Here is a 21,746-nt window from a genome sequence, read left to right as displayed (position 1 = left end):
GAGCAAAGCAGATGGAAAAAGACATGCAGCTGAACGAGGTAGAGCAGATGCTGACAGATTGCAGGCTGTTCTTTGAGACAAATCAAACTTTAGACTATCAATTTCGAGTGGTGCAGCTGAAAAAACTGCGTAAGGCAATTCAAGAGAATGAAGAAAACCTCATGAATGCATTGCAAACTGACTTAGGGAAGCATCCTTTTGAGTCATATGCAACGGAAATTGGATTTATCTTGCAAAGCATTACATATACGCTTAAAAATCTCTCTAAATGGATGAAGGTAAAAAAGGTACGGTCGCCTTTGGCGCTATATCCAGCTAAAAGCTTTATCCGTCATGAGCCATACGGAACAGTTTTGATAATTGGACCTTTTAACTATCCGCTTCAGCTTTTGATTGAACCATTAATCGGTGCAATCGCCGCTGGAAACTGTGCTGTCTTAAAGCCTTCTGAGCTTGTGCCAGAAACATCAAAAGCAGTAGCTTCGATGATTTCAGCTACATTTGAACCAGCATTTGTGCGCGCGGTAGAGGGAGGAGTCGAAACGAATAAGGCGCTGCTCCAAGGAAGGTTTGACAATATCTTTTTTACAGGAAGCCCTGCTGTAGGAAAGCTTGTCATGAAGGCAGCCGCAGAAAATCTAATCCCTGTTACCCTGGAATTAGGCGGGAAAAGTCCAGCATTTGTCGATGAATCAGCAGATATTCAACTTGCAGCGAGCAGAATTGTCTGGGGGAAAACAGTCAATGCTGGCCAAACATGTGTGGCACCAGATTATGTTGTTGTACATGAAAGCATAAAAGAAAAGCTGATTGAAGAAATGAAAGCAGCAATAGGCCGTTTTTATGGAGAGTCAGTCGAAAAAAGCGAGTATTTTGGAAGAATCGTAAATGATAGGCATTTTGCAAGACTTGTAAAAATTATCGAAGCAGAGGAAGGAAATATTCTGTATGGCGGGAAAAGCAAGACAGACCAGCGCTTTTTGGAGCCTGCTTTAATTCAGGCAGATTGGGATGGACCTTCCATGGAGGATGAGATTTTCGGTCCAATTCTGCCGATTATTGGATATACTGACAAACAGGATGTAGTAAAAAAAGTGACTAAAATGACTAAGCCCTTAGCGATGTATATTTTTACAGCCTCTAAGGAAATGGAAGAATATTGGCTTAAATCTATTTCATCAGGCGGAGTTAGCATCAATGATACCCTTACCCATTTGGCTAATCCAGCGCTTCCATTTGGCGGCATTGGCACATCTGGGATGGGCTCTTATCATGGGATTTACAGCTTTGCTGCTTTTTCTCATAAAAGGAGTGTACTGAAAAGGGGGAAAGGGTTAAAAATTACAGAGCTTTTTCCTCCGTATACAGACAAGAAGCTTGCGCTTGTTCGTAGATTCCTGAAATGATTTATTTTATTAAGACTATGATAAGATAAAGAAAAATGACTAGTAAGAAGGGATTTCATTTGGAAGACAATTTATTAGCAGAAGCCTCCATGTTCATTCAGTTATGCTACACAGAATGGGATAAAGCAGACCAAGTAGAATCTAGGTTGGCCGAAATTAAGGAACAAATTGCAAGGTCTGGGACGTATGAGCATACATATGAGGAGCTGGCTTATGGAGCGATGCTAGCATGGAGAAACAGCAATCGCTGTATCGGCAGATTGTTTTGGAAAAATCTCCATGTCATCGACAAAAGGACTATTGCAACAGAGGAAGAAATAGGAAAATCCTTATTAGAGCATATTGAATATGCGACAAACGGCGGTAAGATAAGACCGACAATAACAGTTTTTCCGCAAGAGAGTGACGAAAATTCTGTCCAGATTCTGAATCATCAATTGCTTCGCTATGCTGGCTATAAAACAGAGTTCGGTATTCTTGGAGATCCTGATTCTCTGGCGTTTACTGAATATTGTCAGACGTTAGGATGGAAGGGGAAAGGTACGAACTTTGATGTCCTGCCGCTCGTTGTGCAAATTAATCAAAATGATCCCGTGCTTTTTAATATACCGGAGGAATTGATTTTAGAGGTGCCGATTCGTCATCCTGAATATGAATGGTTTAAGGATTTGGAGCTGAAATGGTATGCTGTTCCGATTATCTCGAGTATGAGGCTAGAAATTGGCGGTGTTTCCTATACAGCAGCTCCGTTTAACGGGTGGTATATGGGAACTGAAATCGGGGCAAGAAATCTTGCAGACGAGAATCGTTATAACTTGCTTCCTGCAATTGGCGAAGCATTGGGTCTGCAAACAAACAAAGCATCTTCATTGTGGAAGGACAAAGCGCTTGTTGAGCTCAATATTGCTGTATTGGAATCCTTCCGAAATGCTGGTGTAACAATCGTTGACCACCATACGGCGGCACAGCAGTTCAAAATTTTCGAAGGAAAGGAGCAGGAAGCAGGCAGGGAAGTAACAGGGAATTGGGCATGGCTAATTCCGCCGTTGTCTCCTGCAGCAACCCATATCTTTCATCAGCGATATAACAATGATATTAAGAAGCCGAATTTTTTTAAACGTAAAAGCAATTAATGGATTTTGTCAGTCTTCTCCTACAAATTCAGTCACACCGAATGTCTGGTTATAATCATAGCCATTAAAATAAATGTCTAAATCGTGGAAATAACGGTGGAGGCTGCGCATTGCATCCCGATTATCAGCTGCTGCCACAAGCTTGGCAGCTTCTTTAATATGTTCTAAATCAGAGGCAATGTTACTGTCATCAATTACAATATTCTCTGCTTGGGACAAAATGCTTTCAGCAGCTTCCTGCTGTTTTGCATAATCAGTTGTTTCTAATCTGCCCCACCCTAATGTATCATTATAGAAGTCATGCCACTTCGAGATGAAATCATGCCCGCTTGAACCATCTGCTAAAGTGACAATGCTTTTGTCGACAGGTTCATTCACAGCCTCTGTACTCATTTCCTCAGAATCAGAATCAGAATCAGATTTTGTAGCTGCAGCACTGACTGCAGGCTTGTCATTGTCTGTATTTAAGGATTTATCCTTTTCCAAGAATATGAGGGTAGCGAAAACAACAGAGGCAGTAAGCCCCCCTACTCCAACGATTATTCCAATAAGCCAAAATATCATTTTCTTCCATTGCAATATTCTCAACCCCTCTAAAGTGGTGTCATTTGTGTCTAAGTTTACCATTCGCTAATAGGTTGGAAATTCCTTCATAAAAAGGAAAAAATCCTTATGTTGCATTGTCTGTCATTTTCATTACGAAGCAGGTAATTGCTGTATAGAAAAGGTTTGGCTTGGAAATAGTAAAGAAAAAGGAGAGCTAAGAAAAGGAGTGTTAGCTTGTCTGTTGAAGAAGGGAATATGCCAATCTTTATCAAAAATCAGCTGAAGGCAGATTTGCAATTACTTATGGCAAATATCCAGGGCTTATATGAGTCTATCGCTGAGAAAGATTGCTGTGTTTTAAATGATTTTGAGAAAATGAACAAGCAGTTTAAAGGCATTCATAGCTTTGCAGCATCTTATTACTTACAATCCTACCTTGAACCATTTACAGACTATATGGAAATGCTCACGGTTTCTGCCCAGCATTTTTCGGAAAAGCGGCACGGTGCTCTGATTGCCATTAAAAGACAGGATAGCCTTGAGACATTCGTTCACTCAGGTGTCCCGCTGCATGCCCAATTGTCATCTAACCTGCTTGAAGCAATTTTTTATCCAGGAAATCCGCTCCATGATGGGGGAGTTCTTATCGATAAAGATATGGTTGTTTCCGCTGCTAATATTTTTCCAACCTCTAAGTTTTATAATGGCAAGGAAAAGCTTGGCACAAGACACAGAGCAGCTATCGGCATAACGGAACAATCAGATGCTTTAGTCATCGTTGTTTCAGAGGAAACAGGGAGAATATCTTTTTCCATTGATGGACAGCTTTTTCCAGTTCAAACAAGTGCCCTTATGTAACATACTAATACATTATTATGGAAAGCTTGAATAACAGAATTCAAGCTTTTTTTGTTGTTATAAATCTGTTTTCATAAGTAAAAGCAGAACAATAAAGAACAAAACTAGTGTAATGGAAAATAAGAGGAGATTGCTCCTTTTCGTTAACTTGATTGGAGTTCGTCCTTCAAGGGGAACAGTGTGCTTGCCAATGTAGGTGAATGTTCGTGCATAAATCCAATAAAGACTGTAAGAATCCCAATAGTCCCAGCCATTTCGAAAGCGGATAAATCCAAGATGCTCTAAGATAATTTCCAAACTGAAGGTCCATGAAATAAACACAAAATAGAAACGAAAAGTATCCTTAGTCGGTTCGAAACGAATTAAAAAAGCAATAAAAAGACCAAAATTAATAACCACTGCTGGCAGAATAAACACCACTGGAAGTGCATAACGATAAAACCCGTTGTAATAAAAGAACAGACAGAGCAGGATGGAAAGGGCAAAATGAATAAGCAAGGTTGTTTGGTAAAAAGGGAACCTTCTTCGCAGTATGGCAATGTTTCCTGCCAAGCCTAATAAAATAGCCGCAATTAATATATACCAATTAATATTCACGATTCACTCTCCTTCATAAACAGGAAGATTCCCTATAGTTTTTGCAAAAGAAGGAGAAATATGTCTATAAAGTATTCCTGCCAAGCAGATTGTTATCCAATAAGAGAAAAAACGAATATAATTTAATTGTATGAAAGCGTTTTAAAAATAAAGGGGGAGCAAGTCGAAATGGCATTAATTAAATGTGATTTTTTTTCTGAAAGCCTGCAATTAAGTACTTCTATGACAGTAATTCTGCCACAGCAAACAAACTTGCAAATTGGGATGAAGAACAATGCTAGTGGAGAAAAGCATCAAACACTTTATCTGCTGCATGGTCTAAGTGATGATCATACAATTTGGACAAGAAGAACATCCATTGAAAGATATGCTGCTCCTTTAGGCTTAGCAGTTGTTATGCCCCAGGTTGACAGGAGCTTCTATACAAATATGGCATATGGCAACAAATATTGGACCTTCCTGACAGAGGAATTGCCAAGTGTCGCAAGATCCTTTTTCCCATTATCGTCAAAAAGAGAGGATAACTTTGTTGCAGGGCTTTCAATGGGGGGATATGGAGCATTTAAATGGGCTTTGAATAAACCAGATGATTTTATTGCGGCAGCAAGTCTATCTGGAGCAATGGATGTGGAAACACTTAAGGATAGAGCAGAAGGAGATCTCTTCAGACTCATCTTTGGCGATGAAAGTATTTTAGGGACAGAGCATGACTTATTTTCCCTTATAAATAAAGTGGAAAATCGTCAGGTGAAGCCTTCTCTTTACCAATGCTGTGGAACAGAGGATTTCCTTTTTGAGGATAATAAGCGCTTTAAACAGGCTTGTGAACAGACTGCCATTGATTATACGTATGAGTTTAGCCAAGGTGTACACGAATGGGGTTACTGGGACAGGAAGATTCAAGATGTACTTGAATGGCTGCCAATAAGAAGGCAATAGTAAGTGCTGGGAGGGTTTTCACCAGCATTTACTAGGATGATATTTCTGTTTGAATCGCCGCAACTATACTGCTGAGGTCAAAGGGAACAGTTTCTTTAAAGCGTTCGGAAACAGCAGCGGTTTTTGCAAGTACCTCCATGCTTTCAAGAGGGTGTTTTCCGACTGCACTTTCCGCTGACAGCATAACCGCATTTGTACCGTCTTGAACCGCTTGAAAAACATCGGTTACTTCTGCCCTTGTAGGTACAGCGTTTTCTGTCATTGATTGGAGCATTTGGGTAGCAGTCACTACAAATTTTTCTCTGTTTGCACATTCGGCAAGCATCGCTTTTTGCAGCATAGGAATCCAGTAGAAAGGTAGTTCTACCCCTAAGTCGCCCCTTGCAAGCATAATCGCATCCGCTTCTTCACAAATATCAGTAAATGCTGTGACTGCCTCCAAAGTCTCAATCTTTGCCATCAGCTTTGGCGGCGTATTGGTGAAATGGCTGATATATTCTTTAATATGCTGTAAATGGACAGCCTGCCGAATAAAGGAGCATGCAATAATATCAACATGATGCTTCAAAAGAAACTCAATATCACTTTTATCCTTTTCTGTTATGGCAGGCAAGGATAATGAGGTGCCAGGCACATTGACGCCTTTTCTAGAAGCAATCATTCCCCCTGCTTTTACAATGGTTTTGGCAATGCTTTCGTCTGTCTCGACAACACTCAGTTCTACCTCACCATCATTAATAAGCACCCTGCTGCCAACCTTTATATCCTTGATAAGTCCTTTATAGTCAACACTTGCATGAGATTCGTCCCCAACAATTTCTTCGATAGTGAGTGAGAAACTGTCTCCCTCTTTCAATACAGCTTTGTCTGCTTTTATTTTTCCTAAGCGGATCTTTGGTCCTTGCAAATCTCCTAATATGCGGACATTGCTTCCTGTTGTCATGCCTATTTCTCGAACCGTTTCTATGACCGCGAGATGATCTGCTTGGGTGCCATGCGACATATTCAAGCGGACAATCGTCATTCCCTTTTCAATAAGCCCTTGGAGAATTTCACGATTATTACTTGCAGGCCCGATAGTACAAACTTTATCGATCATAAAGGTCTCCTTTATAAAGTTATTACAGATAGTATAACCCGCTGGAAAAATCTAATCCCTTTGTCGAAAAAATTCATTTCTCAGGTAGTTTTCTCTCTAAATACGTAAGTGTGAAAAGTGTTTTTTTACAACAGTGTAAGAAAATCAAAAAAATGGGCGAAACTGCATGATATAATGATACTTACTATTGCTTTTACAGAAGGAGGAGAAGGCTTGGCTAATAAAACGCACGGATTATTGAATGGCTGGACGCTTCTAGCAGATAAATCCTATAAGCTGTTCGCAAATCAAAATTCCTATGTCCTGCTGGATGAAGAAAATGATGTAGCGATGCAATTTACTGTTACAGACCAAGAGTTTGAAGTGCACTCATCTAATTGGAACCTACATTTTAAGATGATTCCAGCATTTAAGACAGTCAAAATTTTGAATATACCCACTGAAGATTAATTAACAGCTGTATAGAAGTGTTAAGCTAGCCGGAAATAAAATTAGGCTAGTTTTTTTATTGTTTGAATAAATGGAAGGTATCATTATATTAATAAAAAAACCTCCTTTGTTATTATGTATTTATGTATAGCTTGACAAACAAATAATGACAAAAAACGCAAAAACTATTTTCGTGATATATAGGTGTTTCATAGGTTATACCATGCTAGATTACTAGGAATAATTAATCATTTTAATCAAAATTATACAAATTATCTAATATTTTTACAGAATTCTAGTGAGAATTTTACAATACTACGATATCTTTAATTGGTAAGACAATTTTCGACCAAGGAGGATATAAATGAAGGGGAAACGTAGTCTTAGAATTTTGTCAATATTGCTAATTTTCACTTTGGTTCTACCCAGCTTCTTAGGAAATTTTACCCCAAGTGTTTTTGCTGCTAGCCAAACGGCTGATGACTTATTTATTTCTGAATACATAGAAGGCAGCTCAAACAATAAAGCGCTCGAAATCTTCAATGGAACAGGCAGTGATGTAGATCTTGCCAACTACAGTCTGGTACTTTACGCAAATGGCAAGACAGACCCTAATACAACATTAAAGCTTGAAGGAAAGCTTGCAGATGGTGATGTGTATGTTATTGCACATAGCTCTGCCAGCGCTGCAGTAAAGGAAAAGGCTGATATTTTACATGGTGTTGTCAACTTTAATGGCGACGATGTAGTGGAGCTGAAGAAAAATGATGCAGTTATCGACGTGTTCGGAACTGTCGGTGTGCAGGAGAAATGGGGAGATGGTGCTGCTGAAAACCATACTCTGATCCGTAAAAGCTCTGTAACAAAAGGGAGCGTTGGAAGTGAATTTGATCCAGCGGTAGAATGGGATATCTATGATATTGACTACTTTGCTGACCTTGGCAAGCACGCTTTTGGAGATGCTGATAATGAAGGTGAAGCTCCAGGAGAAGATGAAGAGGTAACTCCTGCTCCTGCTGATGTTATGTCCATTTCAGATGCACGTACAAAAACAGGACAAGTTGTAACAGTGGAAGGCGTTGTAACTGCTGATAATGACAGCATCGGCGGCGGCAAGCTGTCAACTTACATCCAGGATGAGTCTGCAGGCATTAACTTGTTTGCAAGCAATGCTGGCACATTCCCTGCTTTAAAAGAGGGACAAAAAGTTAAAGTAACAGGAAAAGTAACAGAGTATAATAAATTGCTAGAAATAGTACCTAATGCTGATGGAATTGAAATCGTTTCAGAAGGAAACGCTGTACCAGCGCCAATTGAATTCTCATTGGTAAATATGAATGATGCTAGCCTTGCTGAGCAAAAGGAAGGCCAGTTAGTTAAGTTTAAAGGATACGTACAATCCATTCCTGCGACTCCAGCTGGAGGAGGCTATAATGTTTCCGTTATTGATGAGAACTTTAATGGAACAACATTAAGGGTGATGGAAGGAACACAAGCTATATCTGCGATTGAAGCAGGGAAATGGTATGAGTTTACAGGTGTATTAAGCCAGTATAATACCTATCAGGTATTGCCAAGAAAGGCATCTGATGTGCAATTGCTTGCTAGTCAGCCTGAAGCTCCAACCTCTGCAGGAGAATATGAATCTACTGTTAGCAGTGTAGTAGATGGAGATACTATTCACCTTTCAACACCAGTACTTGGTGCAACAAAAGTGCGTTACGTTAATATTGATACACCAGAAACTTACCACACTCCAAAAAATGAAGCTGATGAAAGCCAATTGGAGCATGGTCAAGCAGCGAAATCTTATTTGAATACACTGCTGCAGCCAGGAGATAAAGTAATCGTTAAAGTCGGAGATGAGGCAACAGATGATTATGGAAGACTGCTTGCTCAAATTATCCGTAAAAGTGACAACTTAAATACAAACCTAGAAATGGTGAAACAAGGATATGCGACTACTTATTTCATTTGGCCGGTAGGCGATGAAGCGGAGTATAATCAATATCAATCCGCTGCTAAAGAAGCAATTGATAATGAAAAGGGCATTTGGAATCCGGAAAATCCGTTAGCAGAATTGCCTTTTGAATTTAGAGCAAGAGAGCAAGGCAAAGGATTATTAAGATATGTCGGAAATTCTGACAGTAAGGAATATGTAGAGCCTGCTAAATTTGCAGAAGTTCCTGTCGAAAAACGAATCTTCTTTGCAAGTGCAGAAGAAGCAGAAAAAAATGGCTATAAAGCTAAAAACCCAAGCAACAATGAAAATATTAAACTACAGCTTTTAAGTGTTAATGATTTGCATGGCAAAATTAGCGAGGAATATGCAGATGGATCAAACACAATTGGCAGAATTGATTATTTAGCCACGTATCTACGTGAGAGAGAAGCTGAAAACCCAAATACACTGCTTGTACATGCTGGTGATATGGTAGGTGGAAGTCCACCTGTGTCTGCATTGCTGCAGGATGAGCCAACAGTTGAAATTATGGAATCACTAGGGTTTGACGTTGGGACTGTCGGTAACCATGAGTTTGACGAAGGTGTAGACGAAATGCTTCGCCTCATTAATGGTGGAGAGCATCCTAATGGAACGGAAAACTATGATGGCATTAATTTCCCAATGGTAGCGGCAAATGTGGAATACAAGGATACAGGCAAGCTAGTGCTAGACCCTTACACTATTAAAGAAGTAGAAGGTGTTAAAGTCGGCTTTATCGGTGTTGCAACTACTGCTACACCAAATATGATTATCAGTAAAGGTAATGAAAACCTTCGTTTCACAGATGAAACAGCAGCAATCAACAAATATGTACCTGAGCTTCAAAGCCAAGGTGTGGAAGCAATCATCGTCCTTGCACACGTACCTGGTAACCAATCAGGCGAAGGTGCAACAGGTGATATTGCTAATATCGCTAATAACGTAAACGATGCAGTCGATGTTATTTTTGCTGCACATAATCATGTGAAGATCGACGCAGTTGTCGACAATAAGCTGATTGTTCAAGCAGGTGAGTATGGCAAAGCATTCGCAGATGTTGAACTGGAAATCGATCCAGTGTCAGGCGATATTGTGAAAAAATCTGCTGATATCGTTGATGTAGTGCAGGAGGGTGTTACACCAGATGCAGAGGTTGCTGCAATCCTGAACAAGTATTCGGAGCAAGTTGGTCCGAAGCTTAATGAAGTGATTGGCAACGCTGCTACATCAATGGAAGGCGGCTATGCAACAAAAGGAGCTGTTGGCGATAATGCGCTAGGAAACTTGATTGCAGATGGCATGCTAACGGCAATGGACAGTGACTTTGCATTGATGAATGGCGGCGGAATTCGTGATGATTTAAATGCAGGTGATATTACTTGGAACGAGCTATTCAATATTCAGCCATTTGGCAATACATTAGTCAAGCTAGATATAAGCGGTGCTGACTTAAGAGGAATTTTGAACAGTCAATTCAGCAGCTATGGTCCTGATGTCAGTATTGGCGGCTTCTCCTATACATGGGACAGCAAACAAGGCTCATTCGGTAAAGTGGTTGATATCTTCTTGCCTAATGGAGATAAAATCGATCCAGCTGGCAGCTATACAATTACAGTAAATAACTATATGTACCCACATAGCAGTGATAAATACTTGCTTGCAAAGCTTGGTGAAAACCCTGTTCAAGGTGGAGAAGACCTGCAAGCAACTGTCGACTATGTGAAAAGCTTTAATGGACCGATTTCCTATAATACAGGAAGAATTTCAGAAGTGAATGCAACTGATGGTCCAAAAGGCAATATTGCAGCACAGCTTTTAGGTGTAAATGACCTTCACGGTAAAATAGATGTGACAGGTACAGTAGATGGTGTTAATTATGGTTACGCATCTTACTTGGCAACATATTTAAAGCAGCATGAAGCAGAAAATGAAAACACATTACTTGTACATGCAGGTGATATGATTGGCGGAAGCTCACCAGTATCTGCACTGCTGCAAGACGAACCGACAGTTGAGATAATGGAAGCATTAGGCTTTGATGTTGGTACTGTTGGAAACCATGAGTTTGACGAAGGTGTGGACGAGATGCTTCGCATGATTAATGGCGGCGAGCATCCGAACGGCACTGCAGGCTATGACGGCATGAACTTCCCAACAATTGCAGCGAATGTGGAATATAAGGACACAGGCAAGCTAGTGCTTGATCCATATACAATTAAAGATGTGGGTGGCGTGAAAGTCGGCTTTATCGGTGTGGCAAATATTGATACACCAAGTCAAATTATCGCAAAAGGAAATGAAAATGTTCGTTTCACAGATGAGTCAGAAGCGATCAATAAATATGTACCTGAGCTTCAAAAGCAAGGAATTGAAGCAATTGTAGTTGTTTCTCATGTTCCTGGTAATCAGGATGCAAACAGTGGAGAAATCACAGGAACTATCGCTGATATTGCGAACAAAGTAGATGATGCAGTCGATGTTATCTTTGCAGCTCATAATCATGTGAAGATAAACGGTTTAGTTGATAATAAACTGATTGTTCAAGCATGGGAATACGGCAAAGCATTTTCTGATATTGATTTGGAAATCGATCCGGTTTCAAAGGATATCGTAAAAAAATCTGCAGAAATAGTAGATGTGAAGCAAGAGGGAGTTACACCAGACGCTGAGGTGCAAGCAATTCTTGATAAATATCAAGACATAGTTGGTCCTAAGCTGAAGGAGGTTGTTGGAGTAGCAGCAACAGATATCCTTGGTGGTTATGCTTCTAAAGGTGAAGTTGGTGACAATGCGCTTGGAAACTTAATTGCTGACGGCATGGTTGCAGCAATGGACAGTGATTTCGCGTTAATGAACGGCGGTGGAATTCGCGATGACTTGCTACAAGGTGATATCACTTGGGAGGAATTGTTTAATATCCAGCCATTCGGTAATACGCTAGTGAAATTAGAACTGACAGGTGCTGAATTAAAGGATGTGCTCAATACCCAATTCAGTTCATACGGACCAGACGTCAGTATTTCAGGCTTTAAGTATACATGGGATTCATCACTTGGTGAATTTGGAGAAGTAGTTGATTTATTGCTGCCTGACGGCTCAAAATTAGACTTGTCTAAAACATATACAGTTGTTGTAAATAACTATATGTACCCGCATACTACGGACAAATACCGTTTAAATGAATTCGGGGAAAATCCTGTTCAAGGACCAGATGACCTGCAAGCGACAGTTGATTTCGTCAAATCATTTACAAACCCGATTTCTTATACGGCAGAAAAGCGAATTTCTGAAATAACAGATGAAGATACAGAAGTACCAGGTGAAAATCCAGAAACGCCAGGTGAAAATCCAGAAACACCAGGTGAAGATACAGAAACACCAGGTGAAGATACAGAAACACCAGGTGAAGATACAGAAACACCGGGTGAAGACACAGAAACACCAGGTGAAGATACAGAAACACCGGGTGAAGATACAGAAACACCAGGTGAAGATACAGAGACACCAGGTGAAGATACAGAAACACCAGGTGAAGACACAGAAACACCAGGTGAAGACACAGAAACACCGGGTGAAGATACAGAAACACCAGGTGAAGATACAGAAACACCGGGTGAAGATACAGAAACACCAAATAAAGATACAAATCCATCACCTGTGCTGCCAAATACAGCAACAATGGACTATAATTATCTTCTGATTGGGTGTATGATGCTAGTAGTAGGAAGTATTGTACTATTTGTAAAAAGAAGAAAGGCGTAAGCTGATAATGAAAAAATTGAAATGGTTTGCCCTCCTGCTCATAGCAGGAGGAGCGGTTTTTCTCGGATTGGGAGCTTGGAATATAGCTGAAACAAAGGTAAAAACAGAGCAATCATTATCAAAGGCAGAAGCTGTGGTTAAGGAGAAAAAGGACGATTGGGTGGACGAGGAGCAGGACAATCGGTTCGTACCTCCTACAGGGGAATCCGTCGGCATTTTGGAAATACCAAAAATCGAAGGGACTTTACCGATTGTAGAAGGAACAGATCCTGATGATCTGGAAAAAGGTGTCGGCCACTTCAAGGGCAGCTATTATCCGAACGAAAATGGCCAAATTGTCTTATCAGGACATCGTGATACGGTGTTCAGAAGGGCTGGCGAATTAGAGCTTGGTGATGAGCTGAGAGTTGTGCTTCCATATGGCAGCTTCTCCTATGAAATTACCTCAACAAAAATTGTCGAGGCAGATGATCAGACTATCATCACCTTGGATAATACAAAAGAGGAGCTTGTCTTGACCACTTGCTATCCTTTCAGCTATGTTGGCAATGCGCCGCAGCGCTACATTATTTATGCGAAAAAAGTGTGAAAAGAAAAACGCAAACTCGTGCGAGCTTGCGTTTTTTCTTATGGATTAGTTGACCACATTCCAGAGGTTTTAATAAATACACGAGAGTTAAGCTTTAATTGTGCCACCATGTATTCAGCCAAATCTTCCGGCTGCATTACTTTTTCCGGATTTCCGTCTGTCAGGTTTGTTTCAATAGCAAGATCCGTAGCTACTGTGCTTGGTGTTAATGCAGTTACACGGATATTATGTTTGCGAACCTCCATCATTAACGATTCAGTCAAGCCTAATACGGCGAATTTAGATGCACTGTACGCACTTGTTACAGGTGCACCTTTTTGTCCTGCTGTTGAGGAAATATTGATAATATCTCCAGCTTTTCTTTCAATCATTCCTGGTAATACTGCTCTTGTTACATAGTAAGTACCCATCAGATTAACCTTTATGATGTTTTCCCATTCATCTGCAGAAAGGTCAAGGAAGCCTCCAAACTTTGCAATACCAGCATTATTGATTAATATATCTATTTGCTTTAATTCAAGACTGATACTCTCAACAGCAGCAATTACCGACTTGTTGTCAGACACATCAGCTGTTGCGATTGAAACAGAAACACCGTATTGCTTCACTTCTGCGGCAACCTTTTCTAAATTCTCTTTCGTTACACCGATCAATCCTAAGTTAACGCCTTCTTGTGCAAGAGCAATAGCTGTTGCACGGCCGATACCTCTGCCAGCACCTGTAATTAATGCTGTTTTTCCTTTAAGTGATTGCATATTTCTTCTCCTTTTTTCCGTAATATCAGCAAAGTAAAGCTGCCTAAATAAAGCCAAAGCCAATATACTATATAATGGAACCATTATACAATCAATTGGCTTTGGCATATAAGGCAGCCTTTATTTTTTATTCCAAATTTGCATGCTTCCCATACATTGTATTGGAATCTAAATTTCTTACTTCCATGTATTTTAAGATAACACTATCCAGTGTAAGCAGCATAAGCTGTTCAAATAATGAGCCCATCGGCTGAATTGTTTGGAAATCACTGTTGGTTTTATCCTTAGGTGAGCCAGGCAGCTTGATTGCTGAATCTGCAAGCCTTCCAATTGTAGATTCAGGGAAAATAGTGACAGCAATTACTTTGCCGCCAATACTTTTTGCCTTTTCTGCAATGGAGATAAGACCTTTTGTTTCACCAGAACCAGTGCCGATAATCAATAAGTCTTCCTTTTCGAAGTTAGCTGTTACCGTTTCGCCGACAACATATGCATCAATTCCCATATGCATCATTCGCATTGCAAATGATTTTAGCATAAAACCAGAACGGCCGGCCCCTGCAACAAAGACTTTTTTCGCTGACAGAATGGCTTCAACAAGGTTTTCAGTCTGCTCGTTTGATATAAGCAAAGAGCCTTCCTTTAACTCATTTAAGACTGTTTCCAAGTATTCCGTTGTGTTCATGGTAATTACCCTTGAACGATTAATTCTTTGAACTTAGCAGCAGTTTCACTTAAGTTATCTTGGCCAGTGATTCCGCCACCAACAATAACTAAATCAGGCTGTGCAGCAATAACCTCTGGAAGTGTATCTAGCTTAATTCCACCTGCAACAGCAGTTTTTGCGTTTTTCACAACGCTTTTGATTGCTTTTAAATCTTCGAAAGAGTTTTTGCCGACTGCTTGTAAATCATAGCCAGTGTGCACGCAAATATAGTCTACACCGAACTCATCCAATTCAATTGCGCGTGCTTTAATATCTTTCACTGCAATCATGTCTACAAGAATTTGCTTGTTTTGCTTTTTCGCTTCTGCGACAGCACCCTTAATGGATTCATCCTCAGCAACTGCAAGAATTGTTACAATATCTGCACCTGCAGCAGCAGCTTGGCTTACTTCATAGCCAGCAGCGTCCATAATTTTTAAGTCAGCAAGAACTGTTACGTTCGGGAATGCTTCCTTTAATTCCTTAACAGCACGAAGGCCCTCATTGATAACGACAGGTGTTCCAATTTCAACCACATCAACATGTTCTGCTACTTGAGATACTACTTCAATTGCTTGCGGGATATTAACTAAATCTAATGCCAATTGTAATTTCATTATTAACACTCCTTTTATTTAGGGCTTTTTATTATTAACCTAATTAAGCCGACTTAATTCCTATTTCTTGTACAATGTCGATTATACGGCTTATAATCTTAATACGTAAGTACGCACTTTTTTTTTATATAGTGCCTAAAAGTATACTAAGTATGGAAAAAGGAATGGAGGAGTGTCTATGAGCCGCATGGAGGACAAAGTCTTTAATTGTGAGAAAGAGCTGACGTTAGGTATTATCGGCGGAAAATGGAAGATGCTGATTTTATGGCATCTTGGCAAAGAGGGAACGAAAAGATTTGGTGAATTGAAGGCATTAATGCCAGGAATTACCCAAAGAATGCTCGTGAACCAGCTTCGCGAACTAGAGGAAGATCTTATCGTCAAAAGAGTCGTTTATCCAGTTGTACCGCCAAAGGTCGAATATTCCCTTACAAAAGAAGGGGAAAGCTTAATGCCTATCCTCGACAGCATGTACAATTGGGGCAAAAATTATATCGAAACCGTTCTGGACAGTCCGCCTGAAATCAGGGAAATAAATACAAATTAATTGATATAAAGAAAGGGTGCATCCATTTGATGCACCCTTCGTTATTTACGCTTTGTCACGACAGCAATCGTACAGCGGGAAATGCAAATGAGTTTGCCTTCCTCATCTTCTAATTTAATTTCATAGACCATGCTGCTTTTTCCTTGGTGTGTCACAGTGGCGATTGCTGTTACAATGCCGTCTTTTTTTGAACGGATATGATTTGCGTTAATTTCCTGACCGAAGACAGCTTGTGTTTCTAAATCGACAAGGCTCGCTGCACCTAAGCTTGCGACCGTTTCTGCTAATGCGACAGATGCGCCCCCATGCAAATACCCAAAAGGCTGTCTTGTTCTTTCATCAACAGGCATTGTTGCAATACATGTGCCATCTTCCCTTACTTCTGTTATTTCAATTCCTAATCTTTCCATAAGTGTGTTTTCATTAGTGAATTTCATATGTATTAGCCACCTTCATTTTGAGGTTATTATAGCATAGTCTTAATAGATTGAGAAAAAATAGGAGAAACAAAAGAAACTGATTGACATAAAAACAAAGAGAAAGTTAAAATGTTTAATAGTTAAGTAATTGAACTATTATTGGAGGTGAACGTAATCAGCAGCAAAAAAATTAAAGACGTTGTCGATAGATATGTAGATATCAATTTCTCTGTCAACCGGAAATTGGATAATCTCATCAGAATGGAAATTGGGGATGTTCTCACATGTGAACAGCATTATACAATGCGTCATATAGACCAAGTAAAGGTTTGTACATCATCTGAACTAGCAGCAGTTTTCGGTGTCAATAAAAGCGCCATCACATCTATCATCAACAGACTTTTTGAAAAAGAATGGATTGAGCGCACAAGGGATGAAAAAGACCGAAGAGTTATTTATCTAACATTAACGGACAAAGGCAATGCCATTTTTACGAAAATGGAAGAGCGGATTCATCGTTTAGTGGAAAGTCTTATCAATAAATTTGATGATCAGGAAATTTCAAGATTTTTGGCAACGTTTGAAAAGCTGGACAAATTAATAGAAGAAAATAAAGATACGAAAACGGAGGCTGAAGAGTGAATAGCATTCTCAAAGGAAAATGGATTGTTCTTGTTCTGTGGATTGTTGCCATAGTTGGTCTGTTTATGATTGCTCCTAATATGGGAGACCTAGTCAGAGAAAAAGGCCAGGTAAGTGTACCAGATACTTTCTCCTCTTCCAAGGCAAGCGAGATTATGGATGAAATCCAAAGTCAGGAGAATCAAGGCGATCAATCGTCAGTCGCCCTTGTTTTTCATAGCAGCAAGAAGCTAACTGCAGAGGAAAAAACAGAAGCTGAAAAGGCAGTAAAGAAGCTGGATGCAGATAAAGAGAAGCTCGGCATTACAGAAATACTTTCCTCCTTTACAGATGAAAGCCTTAAGGACCAGCTCGTTTCCGATGACGGCAAAACAATCCTTGTCTCGTTGAAGGTAAGCTGGAATGACAGAGAAGCGAAAGAGGTCAGTGAAGCTTTATATGCTGAATTAGACGATTTTAAAGTAGATCATTATTATACGAGCAATTGGATGATTGATCAGGATTTAACATCAAGCTCTGAAGAAGGCTTAAAAAAGACGGAAGGGATAACAGTCGTGTTTATCCTTGCTGTTCTGTTAATCGTGTTCCGTTCTGTCATAGCACCGTTTATCCCGCTTGTGACAGTAGGCTTGAGCTACTTAGCGTCACAATCAATTGTATCCATTCTTGTAGATAAATTTGATTTCCCTATTTCCAACTACTCGCAAATTTTCCTTGTTGCCGTGCTGTTTGGTATAGGTACAGATTATTGCATTTTATTATTGAGCAGATTTAAAGAAGAAATGATGCACCGCGAAAGTGTTGCAGAAGCTATTGTTGAAACATACCGCAATGCTGGCCGAACAGTGTTCTTCAGCGGTGTAGCAGTTATGGTCGGCTTTGCTGCAATTGGATTTTCACAATTTAAGCTGTATCAATCTGCGTCTGCTGTTGCTGTTGGGGTCGCATTATTATTAGTTGCCTTATTCACTGTAGTTCCAGCAATCATGGTACTGCTTGGGACAAAAATCTTTTGGCCATCAAAAGGCAGTGCAGAGCATGGAGACAGCAAAATTTGGGCAATTGCAGGAAGGTTCTCCTTAAAACGACCGCTTATCGCCCTTGTAATTGTTGCGGCAATCACCGTTCCTTTCCTTGTTACATATGACGGAACATTGTCATTTAACTCATTGGATGAAATCGGCGATGATGCACCATCCATCAAAGCATTCAATGCAATTGCAGACAGCTTTGGTCCAGGTGAATCAATGACAACAACCATTACAATCAAAAATGATGAAGAAATGGACTCTATTGAGTATTTAGGTTTAGCAGAAAACATCAGTAAAGAATTAGAGAAGGTAAACCTCGTTAAAAATGTTCGTTCTGTCACAAGACCAACTGGAGAACCAATTGAAGATCTGTATATTTCCAAGCAGGCAGAATCCTTGGAAGAAGGTCTCGGTGAAGGAAAAGACGGCATTGATCAAATAAGCGAAGGCTTGCACGAAGCAGGAGATCAGCTGTCTAAGTCAGGACCGCAGCTAAGCGGTGCTACAAGCGGTATTAATGATTTGATTAAGGGAACGGATGAAATAAAAACCAACTTAGGTACAATACAGACGAACCTTGCGAAAATTGAGGATGGCATCCGTCAAGGCACTGCAGGTTCTGATGATATTAAGGCAGGATTGGAGGCAACGAAGACTGGAGCGGAACAATTGCTTGCAGGACAACAGCAGCTTCTGACTGGATATAAGGATGTTGGGACGAACCTAGAAACTATCCTTGCAAGCTATGGTGGAATCAGTGGTAAATTAAGAGAACTTTCAGATGACTTAGATGAAGTAAATGATAATACATTTACAGAATTGGAAGACAAATATAAAGGTATTACCGAAGATTCTAACTATAGTAAGATTAGAACTGCAGCTATACAGGCACAGAAGACAGTTCCGGTGGTATTAAGCGGAATAACTGAAATAAATGGTCATTTATCAGATCTGCAAGAAGGAGTAACTGATTCTTATAGCAAGTTTGAAAAAGCTATGAGCGGTCAGCCGAGTTTAACAACAGGCCTAGAACAGCTAATCGCAGCCATCGAAAAACAACAAGCCGGCTTAAACCAGCTAGCTGACGGCCAAGGCCAAATTGTCGACAATATGCCGAGGCTCGTAGGTGGTCTAATAAGCATTAATGACGGACAAAAGCAGCTGCTTGATGGATTTGGGGATATTAATGGACAGCTTGGTGATTTGACTAAAGGCTTGAATCAAAGTGCTGATGGGCTTGACCAAGTGTCAGATGGCTTGAATTCAGCAACAGATTATCTGTCAGGATTATCAAAAAATGACCAAAATCAATTTTATTTGCCACAGGAAGTACTAGAAAGTGATGACTTCAAAGGGGCATTAGATACTTATTTATCTAAAGATAATAAAATAATGACAATGGACGTAGTCTTTTCAGCAAATCCTTATTCTAATGAAGCAATTGACCAAGTTGACGACATCAAGGATACAGTGGAAAAGGCAACAGCAGGAACAAAATTAGAAAACGCGGAAGTAGCAGTTGGCGGCATTACGAGCACAAATGCGGACTTACGTGCAATGTCTAATGAGGATTATTCCAAAACGGTGTTGTGGATGCTTGTCGGTATCGGAATTGTCCTTATCTTCTTATTCCGTTCCATCATCATGCCAGTATATATTATCGGTTCTCTTATTCTCACATTCTATACAGCAATGGGAATCAATGAAGCCATCTATGTGAATCTGTTAGGATATACGGGTATCAGCTGGGCTGTTCCGTTCTTCGGATTTGTTATTCTTGTTGCGCTTGGAGTAGATTACAGCATCTTCTTGATGGATCGTTTTAATGAATACAGAGATTTATCTATCGGGGAAGCGATGCTTGAAGCGATGAAGAAAATGGGAACTGTTATCATTTCAGCAGCAGTCATTTTAGGAGGAACATTTGCGGCGATGATGCCATCAGGTATGCTTTCACTGCTGCAAATAGCAAGCATTGTATTAGTTGGCTTGTTCCTTTATGCATTAATTATTCTCCCGCTATTCATACCAGTAATGGTTAAGAATTTTGGTGAAGCAAACTGGTGGCCATTTAAAAGGCCTAATAAAGAATAAAAAGAAAACGGGAATCATTCGATTCCCGTTCTTTTTATTAAGAAGCTGCTTTATTATTTTGATTAAGCTTACTGTTTCTATAACCGTATGTGATGTAAATAACTAAACCGATTGTCAGCCATACAGCAAAACCTTTCCATGTAAATGAGCTTAATTGAAGCATTAAGTATACACAGAAAATAACAGCTAAGCCTGGGATAATCGGAACCAATGGTGTTCTGAAGCCTCTCTTTAAATCAGGCTGTTTGACTCTTAATACGATAACACCTAATGATACTGCTGAGAATGCGAATAATGTTCCGATATTTGTCAGCTCTGCTAGTTGATTTAGCGGGACAAGCCCTGCGAATATAGCAACTAATGCAGAAGTAACCCATGTACTGACAATTGGTACTTGGCTCTTTGGGCTTACCTTTTGCAAAGGTTTCGGTAAAAGGCCGTCTTTGCTGATTGCATAAAACAGACGAGTTTGACCGAACATCATCACCATTAAAACAGTTGTTATCCCGATGATTGCACCAAGTGAGATAAGACCAGCAGCCCAGTTTTGATTGATGAAGCTTAAAGCAAATGCTACTGGGTCTTTAACATCAAGTTGTGCGTAAGGTACGATCCCAGTCAAAATTAACGATACGATAATATAAAGAATTGTACAAATACCTAATGCAGTGATAATACCGATTGGCAAGTTACGCTGCGGATTCTTTACCTCTTCAGCAGCTGTGGAAACAGCATCAAAGCCGAAGTAAGCGAACACAACGACTGCTGCACCAGTTGCAACACCCTGGAAGCCGTATGGTGTAAACGGTGTCCAGTTTTCCGGTTTTACGTACCAAATACCAACAGCAATAAACAATAGAACAACAGCGAGTTTGATAATAACCATAATGATGTTCATCTTGGAGGATTCTTTAATGCCTCTAGTTAAAACAAGTGTAATGATAAAAACAATCACAATGGCAGGAATATCAATATAAGTACCTGCTGAAGGATTATAAGCGCTTGTCATAAAGGTCGGCAGATGTATGCCAAAACCTGAAAGTAAGCCTTGGAAGTAACCTGACCAACCGCTGGCAACGGCGGCAGATGCGAGTCCGTATTCCAGCACTAAGTCCCAGCCGAGTATCCATGCGATTACTTCTCCAAAAGCTACATAACTGTATGTGTAAGCACTTCCTGATTCAGGTATCATGGATGCGAACTCGGAATAGCATAATGCTGCAAATGTACAAGCAAGTCCGGCGATGATAAATGAAAGAATAAGTGCAGGTCCAGCATATTTTGCTGCTGCAACACCTGTCAGAACGAATATGCCTGTTCCGACAATTGCTCCGACACCAAGCATTGTTAAATCGAAAGCGCCTAATACACGATTTAATGAGGTGGCCGAGCTAGTGGCGACAGCTTTTTTACGAAAAATGTTCATTGAAACCTCCTGATGTCGAAATATATCGAATTTTATCTAAAGGTGAAACTTTTGTCCAGTTTACTAAGATTTTAAAAAACTGTAAAGAAGAAATTTTCTAAAAATAAAAAAATGTTTCTTGGAATGGTTATTATGGCGGCATTCCACAAAAGCAAATCCATAATTTA

The 21,746-nt window shown here is 40.0% G+C and carries 18 protein-coding genes; 10 read left to right on the top strand and 8 right to left on the bottom strand.

Translation table 11 applies throughout. The features are described from left to right. Nucleotides 1-11 precede the first annotated feature (11 nt). Both EM808_RS10015 and EM808_RS10010 read left to right on the top strand, forming a co-directional pair. Nucleotides 12-1,406: an aldehyde dehydrogenase gene (locus tag EM808_RS10015; RefSeq protein ID WP_127738073.1), complete on the top strand. Its 1,395-nt coding sequence runs from the start codon at nt 12-14 to the stop codon at nt 1,404-1,406. A gap of 59 nt (nt 1,407-1,465) precedes the next feature. Then, complete coding sequence (locus tag EM808_RS10010) at nt 1,466-2,539, top strand: nitric oxide synthase oxygenase (RefSeq protein ID WP_412973741.1); 1,074 nt, start codon at nt 1,466-1,468, stop codon at nt 2,537-2,539. Between the two features lie 9 nt (nt 2,540-2,548). Here the strand turns inward: EM808_RS10010 and EM808_RS10005 are convergent, their stop codons facing one another. Continuing rightward, the gene (locus EM808_RS10005; protein ID WP_127738071.1) at nt 2,549-3,118 is read right to left on the bottom strand and encodes a hypothetical protein; all 570 of its coding nucleotides are present in this window, start codon (nt 3,116-3,118) and stop codon (nt 2,549-2,551) included. Between the two features lie 201 nt (nt 3,119-3,319). Here EM808_RS10005 and cdaS point away from each other — a divergent pair, with 201 nt between their 5' ends. Beyond that, a complete protein-coding gene (gene cdaS / locus EM808_RS10000; RefSeq protein WP_225314798.1) occupies nt 3,320-3,943 on the top strand; it encodes a sporulation-specific diadenylate cyclase CdaS in 624 nt (207 codons plus the stop codon). A 57-nt stretch (nt 3,944-4,000) separates the two neighbouring features. Here cdaS and EM808_RS09995 read toward each other — a convergent pair whose 3' ends face one another. Beyond that, entirely contained in the window at nt 4,001-4,540 is a 540-nt protein-coding gene (locus tag EM808_RS09995; RefSeq protein ID WP_127738070.1) for a hypothetical protein, read from the bottom strand. A gap of 168 nt (nt 4,541-4,708) precedes the next feature. Between EM808_RS09995 and EM808_RS09990 the strand changes: the two genes are divergently transcribed. Beyond that, nucleotides 4,709-5,479: an alpha/beta hydrolase gene (locus EM808_RS09990; RefSeq protein WP_127738069.1), complete on the top strand. Its 771-nt coding sequence runs from the start codon at nt 4,709-4,711 to the stop codon at nt 5,477-5,479. 31 nt (nt 5,480-5,510) lie between these two features. On the opposite strand, the gene pyk is transcribed toward EM808_RS09990, so the two are convergent. Continuing rightward, nucleotides 5,511-6,578 (bottom strand): pyruvate kinase, encoded by a 1,068-nt coding sequence (gene pyk / locus EM808_RS09985; RefSeq protein WP_127738068.1) that lies wholly within the window; start codon nt 6,576-6,578, stop codon nt 5,511-5,513. Nucleotides 6,579-6,791: 213 nt separating this feature from the next. Between pyk and EM808_RS09980 the strand changes: the two genes are divergently transcribed. The 3 genes from EM808_RS09980 (at nt 6,792) to EM808_RS09970 (ending at nt 13,342) form a co-directional block, all read left to right on the top strand. Beyond that, a complete protein-coding gene (locus tag EM808_RS09980; RefSeq protein ID WP_127738067.1) occupies nt 6,792-7,028 on the top strand; it encodes a hypothetical protein in 237 nt (78 codons plus the stop codon). A gap of 343 nt (nt 7,029-7,371) precedes the next feature. Further along, nucleotides 7,372-12,753, top strand: a complete 5,382-nt coding sequence (locus EM808_RS09975) for a 5'-nucleotidase C-terminal domain-containing protein (RefSeq protein ID WP_127738066.1) — start codon at nt 7,372-7,374, stop codon at nt 12,751-12,753. 7 nt (nt 12,754-12,760) lie between these two features. Next, a complete protein-coding gene (locus tag EM808_RS09970; RefSeq protein ID WP_127738065.1) occupies nt 12,761-13,342 on the top strand; it encodes a class D sortase in 582 nt (193 codons plus the stop codon). Between the two features lie 38 nt (nt 13,343-13,380). Here the strand turns inward: EM808_RS09970 and EM808_RS09965 are convergent, their stop codons facing one another. The 3 genes from EM808_RS09965 to hxlA all read right to left on the bottom strand — a co-directional run bounded on the left by EM808_RS09965 (nt 13,381) and on the right by hxlA (nt 15,420). Further along, complete coding sequence (locus tag EM808_RS09965; protein ID WP_127738064.1) at nt 13,381-14,097, bottom strand: 3-ketoacyl-ACP reductase; 717 nt, start codon at nt 14,095-14,097, stop codon at nt 13,381-13,383. A 127-nt stretch (nt 14,098-14,224) separates the two neighbouring features. Then, nucleotides 14,225-14,782 carry a 6-phospho-3-hexuloisomerase gene (gene hxlB, locus EM808_RS09960; RefSeq protein WP_127738063.1) on the bottom strand — a complete coding sequence of 186 codons (558 nt, stop codon included), beginning with the start codon at nt 14,780-14,782 and terminating at the stop codon, nt 14,225-14,227. A gap of 5 nt (nt 14,783-14,787) precedes the next feature. Continuing rightward, entirely contained in the window at nt 14,788-15,420 is a 633-nt protein-coding gene (gene hxlA / locus EM808_RS09955; RefSeq protein ID WP_127738062.1) for a 3-hexulose-6-phosphate synthase, read from the bottom strand. A 178-nt stretch (nt 15,421-15,598) separates the two neighbouring features. Between hxlA and EM808_RS09950 the strand changes: the two genes are divergently transcribed. Then, entirely contained in the window at nt 15,599-15,967 is a 369-nt protein-coding gene (locus EM808_RS09950; protein ID WP_127738061.1) for a winged helix-turn-helix transcriptional regulator, read from the top strand. 41 nt (nt 15,968-16,008) lie between these two features. Here the strand turns inward: EM808_RS09950 and EM808_RS09945 are convergent, their stop codons facing one another. Continuing rightward, nucleotides 16,009-16,404: a hotdog fold thioesterase gene (locus EM808_RS09945; RefSeq protein ID WP_127738060.1), complete on the bottom strand. Its 396-nt coding sequence runs from the start codon at nt 16,402-16,404 to the stop codon at nt 16,009-16,011. A 147-nt stretch (nt 16,405-16,551) separates the two neighbouring features. Here EM808_RS09945 and EM808_RS09940 point away from each other — a divergent pair, with 147 nt between their 5' ends. Continuing rightward, entirely contained in the window at nt 16,552-17,028 is a 477-nt protein-coding gene (locus EM808_RS09940) for a MarR family winged helix-turn-helix transcriptional regulator (protein ID WP_328590374.1), read from the top strand. Beyond that, nucleotides 17,025-20,153, top strand: coding sequence for an MMPL family transporter (locus EM808_RS09935; RefSeq protein ID WP_127738059.1), 3,129 nt, complete (start codon nt 17,025-17,027; stop codon nt 20,151-20,153). The genes EM808_RS09940 and EM808_RS09935 overlap by 4 nt, the downstream gene beginning before the upstream one ends. 37 nt (nt 20,154-20,190) lie before the next feature. Here the strand turns inward: EM808_RS09935 and EM808_RS09930 are convergent, their stop codons facing one another. Next, entirely contained in the window at nt 20,191-21,579 is a 1,389-nt protein-coding gene (locus EM808_RS09930) for an amino acid permease (protein ID WP_127738058.1), read from the bottom strand. Nucleotides 21,580-21,746: the final 167 nt, after the last annotated feature.

Source organism: Niallia taxi (genome assembly GCF_004005475.1).
In the GTDB taxonomy this organism is placed as follows: domain Bacteria; phylum Bacillota; class Bacilli; order Bacillales; family Cytobacillaceae; genus Niallia; species Niallia taxi.
This window is presented reverse-complemented; position numbering and strand designations above follow the sequence as displayed.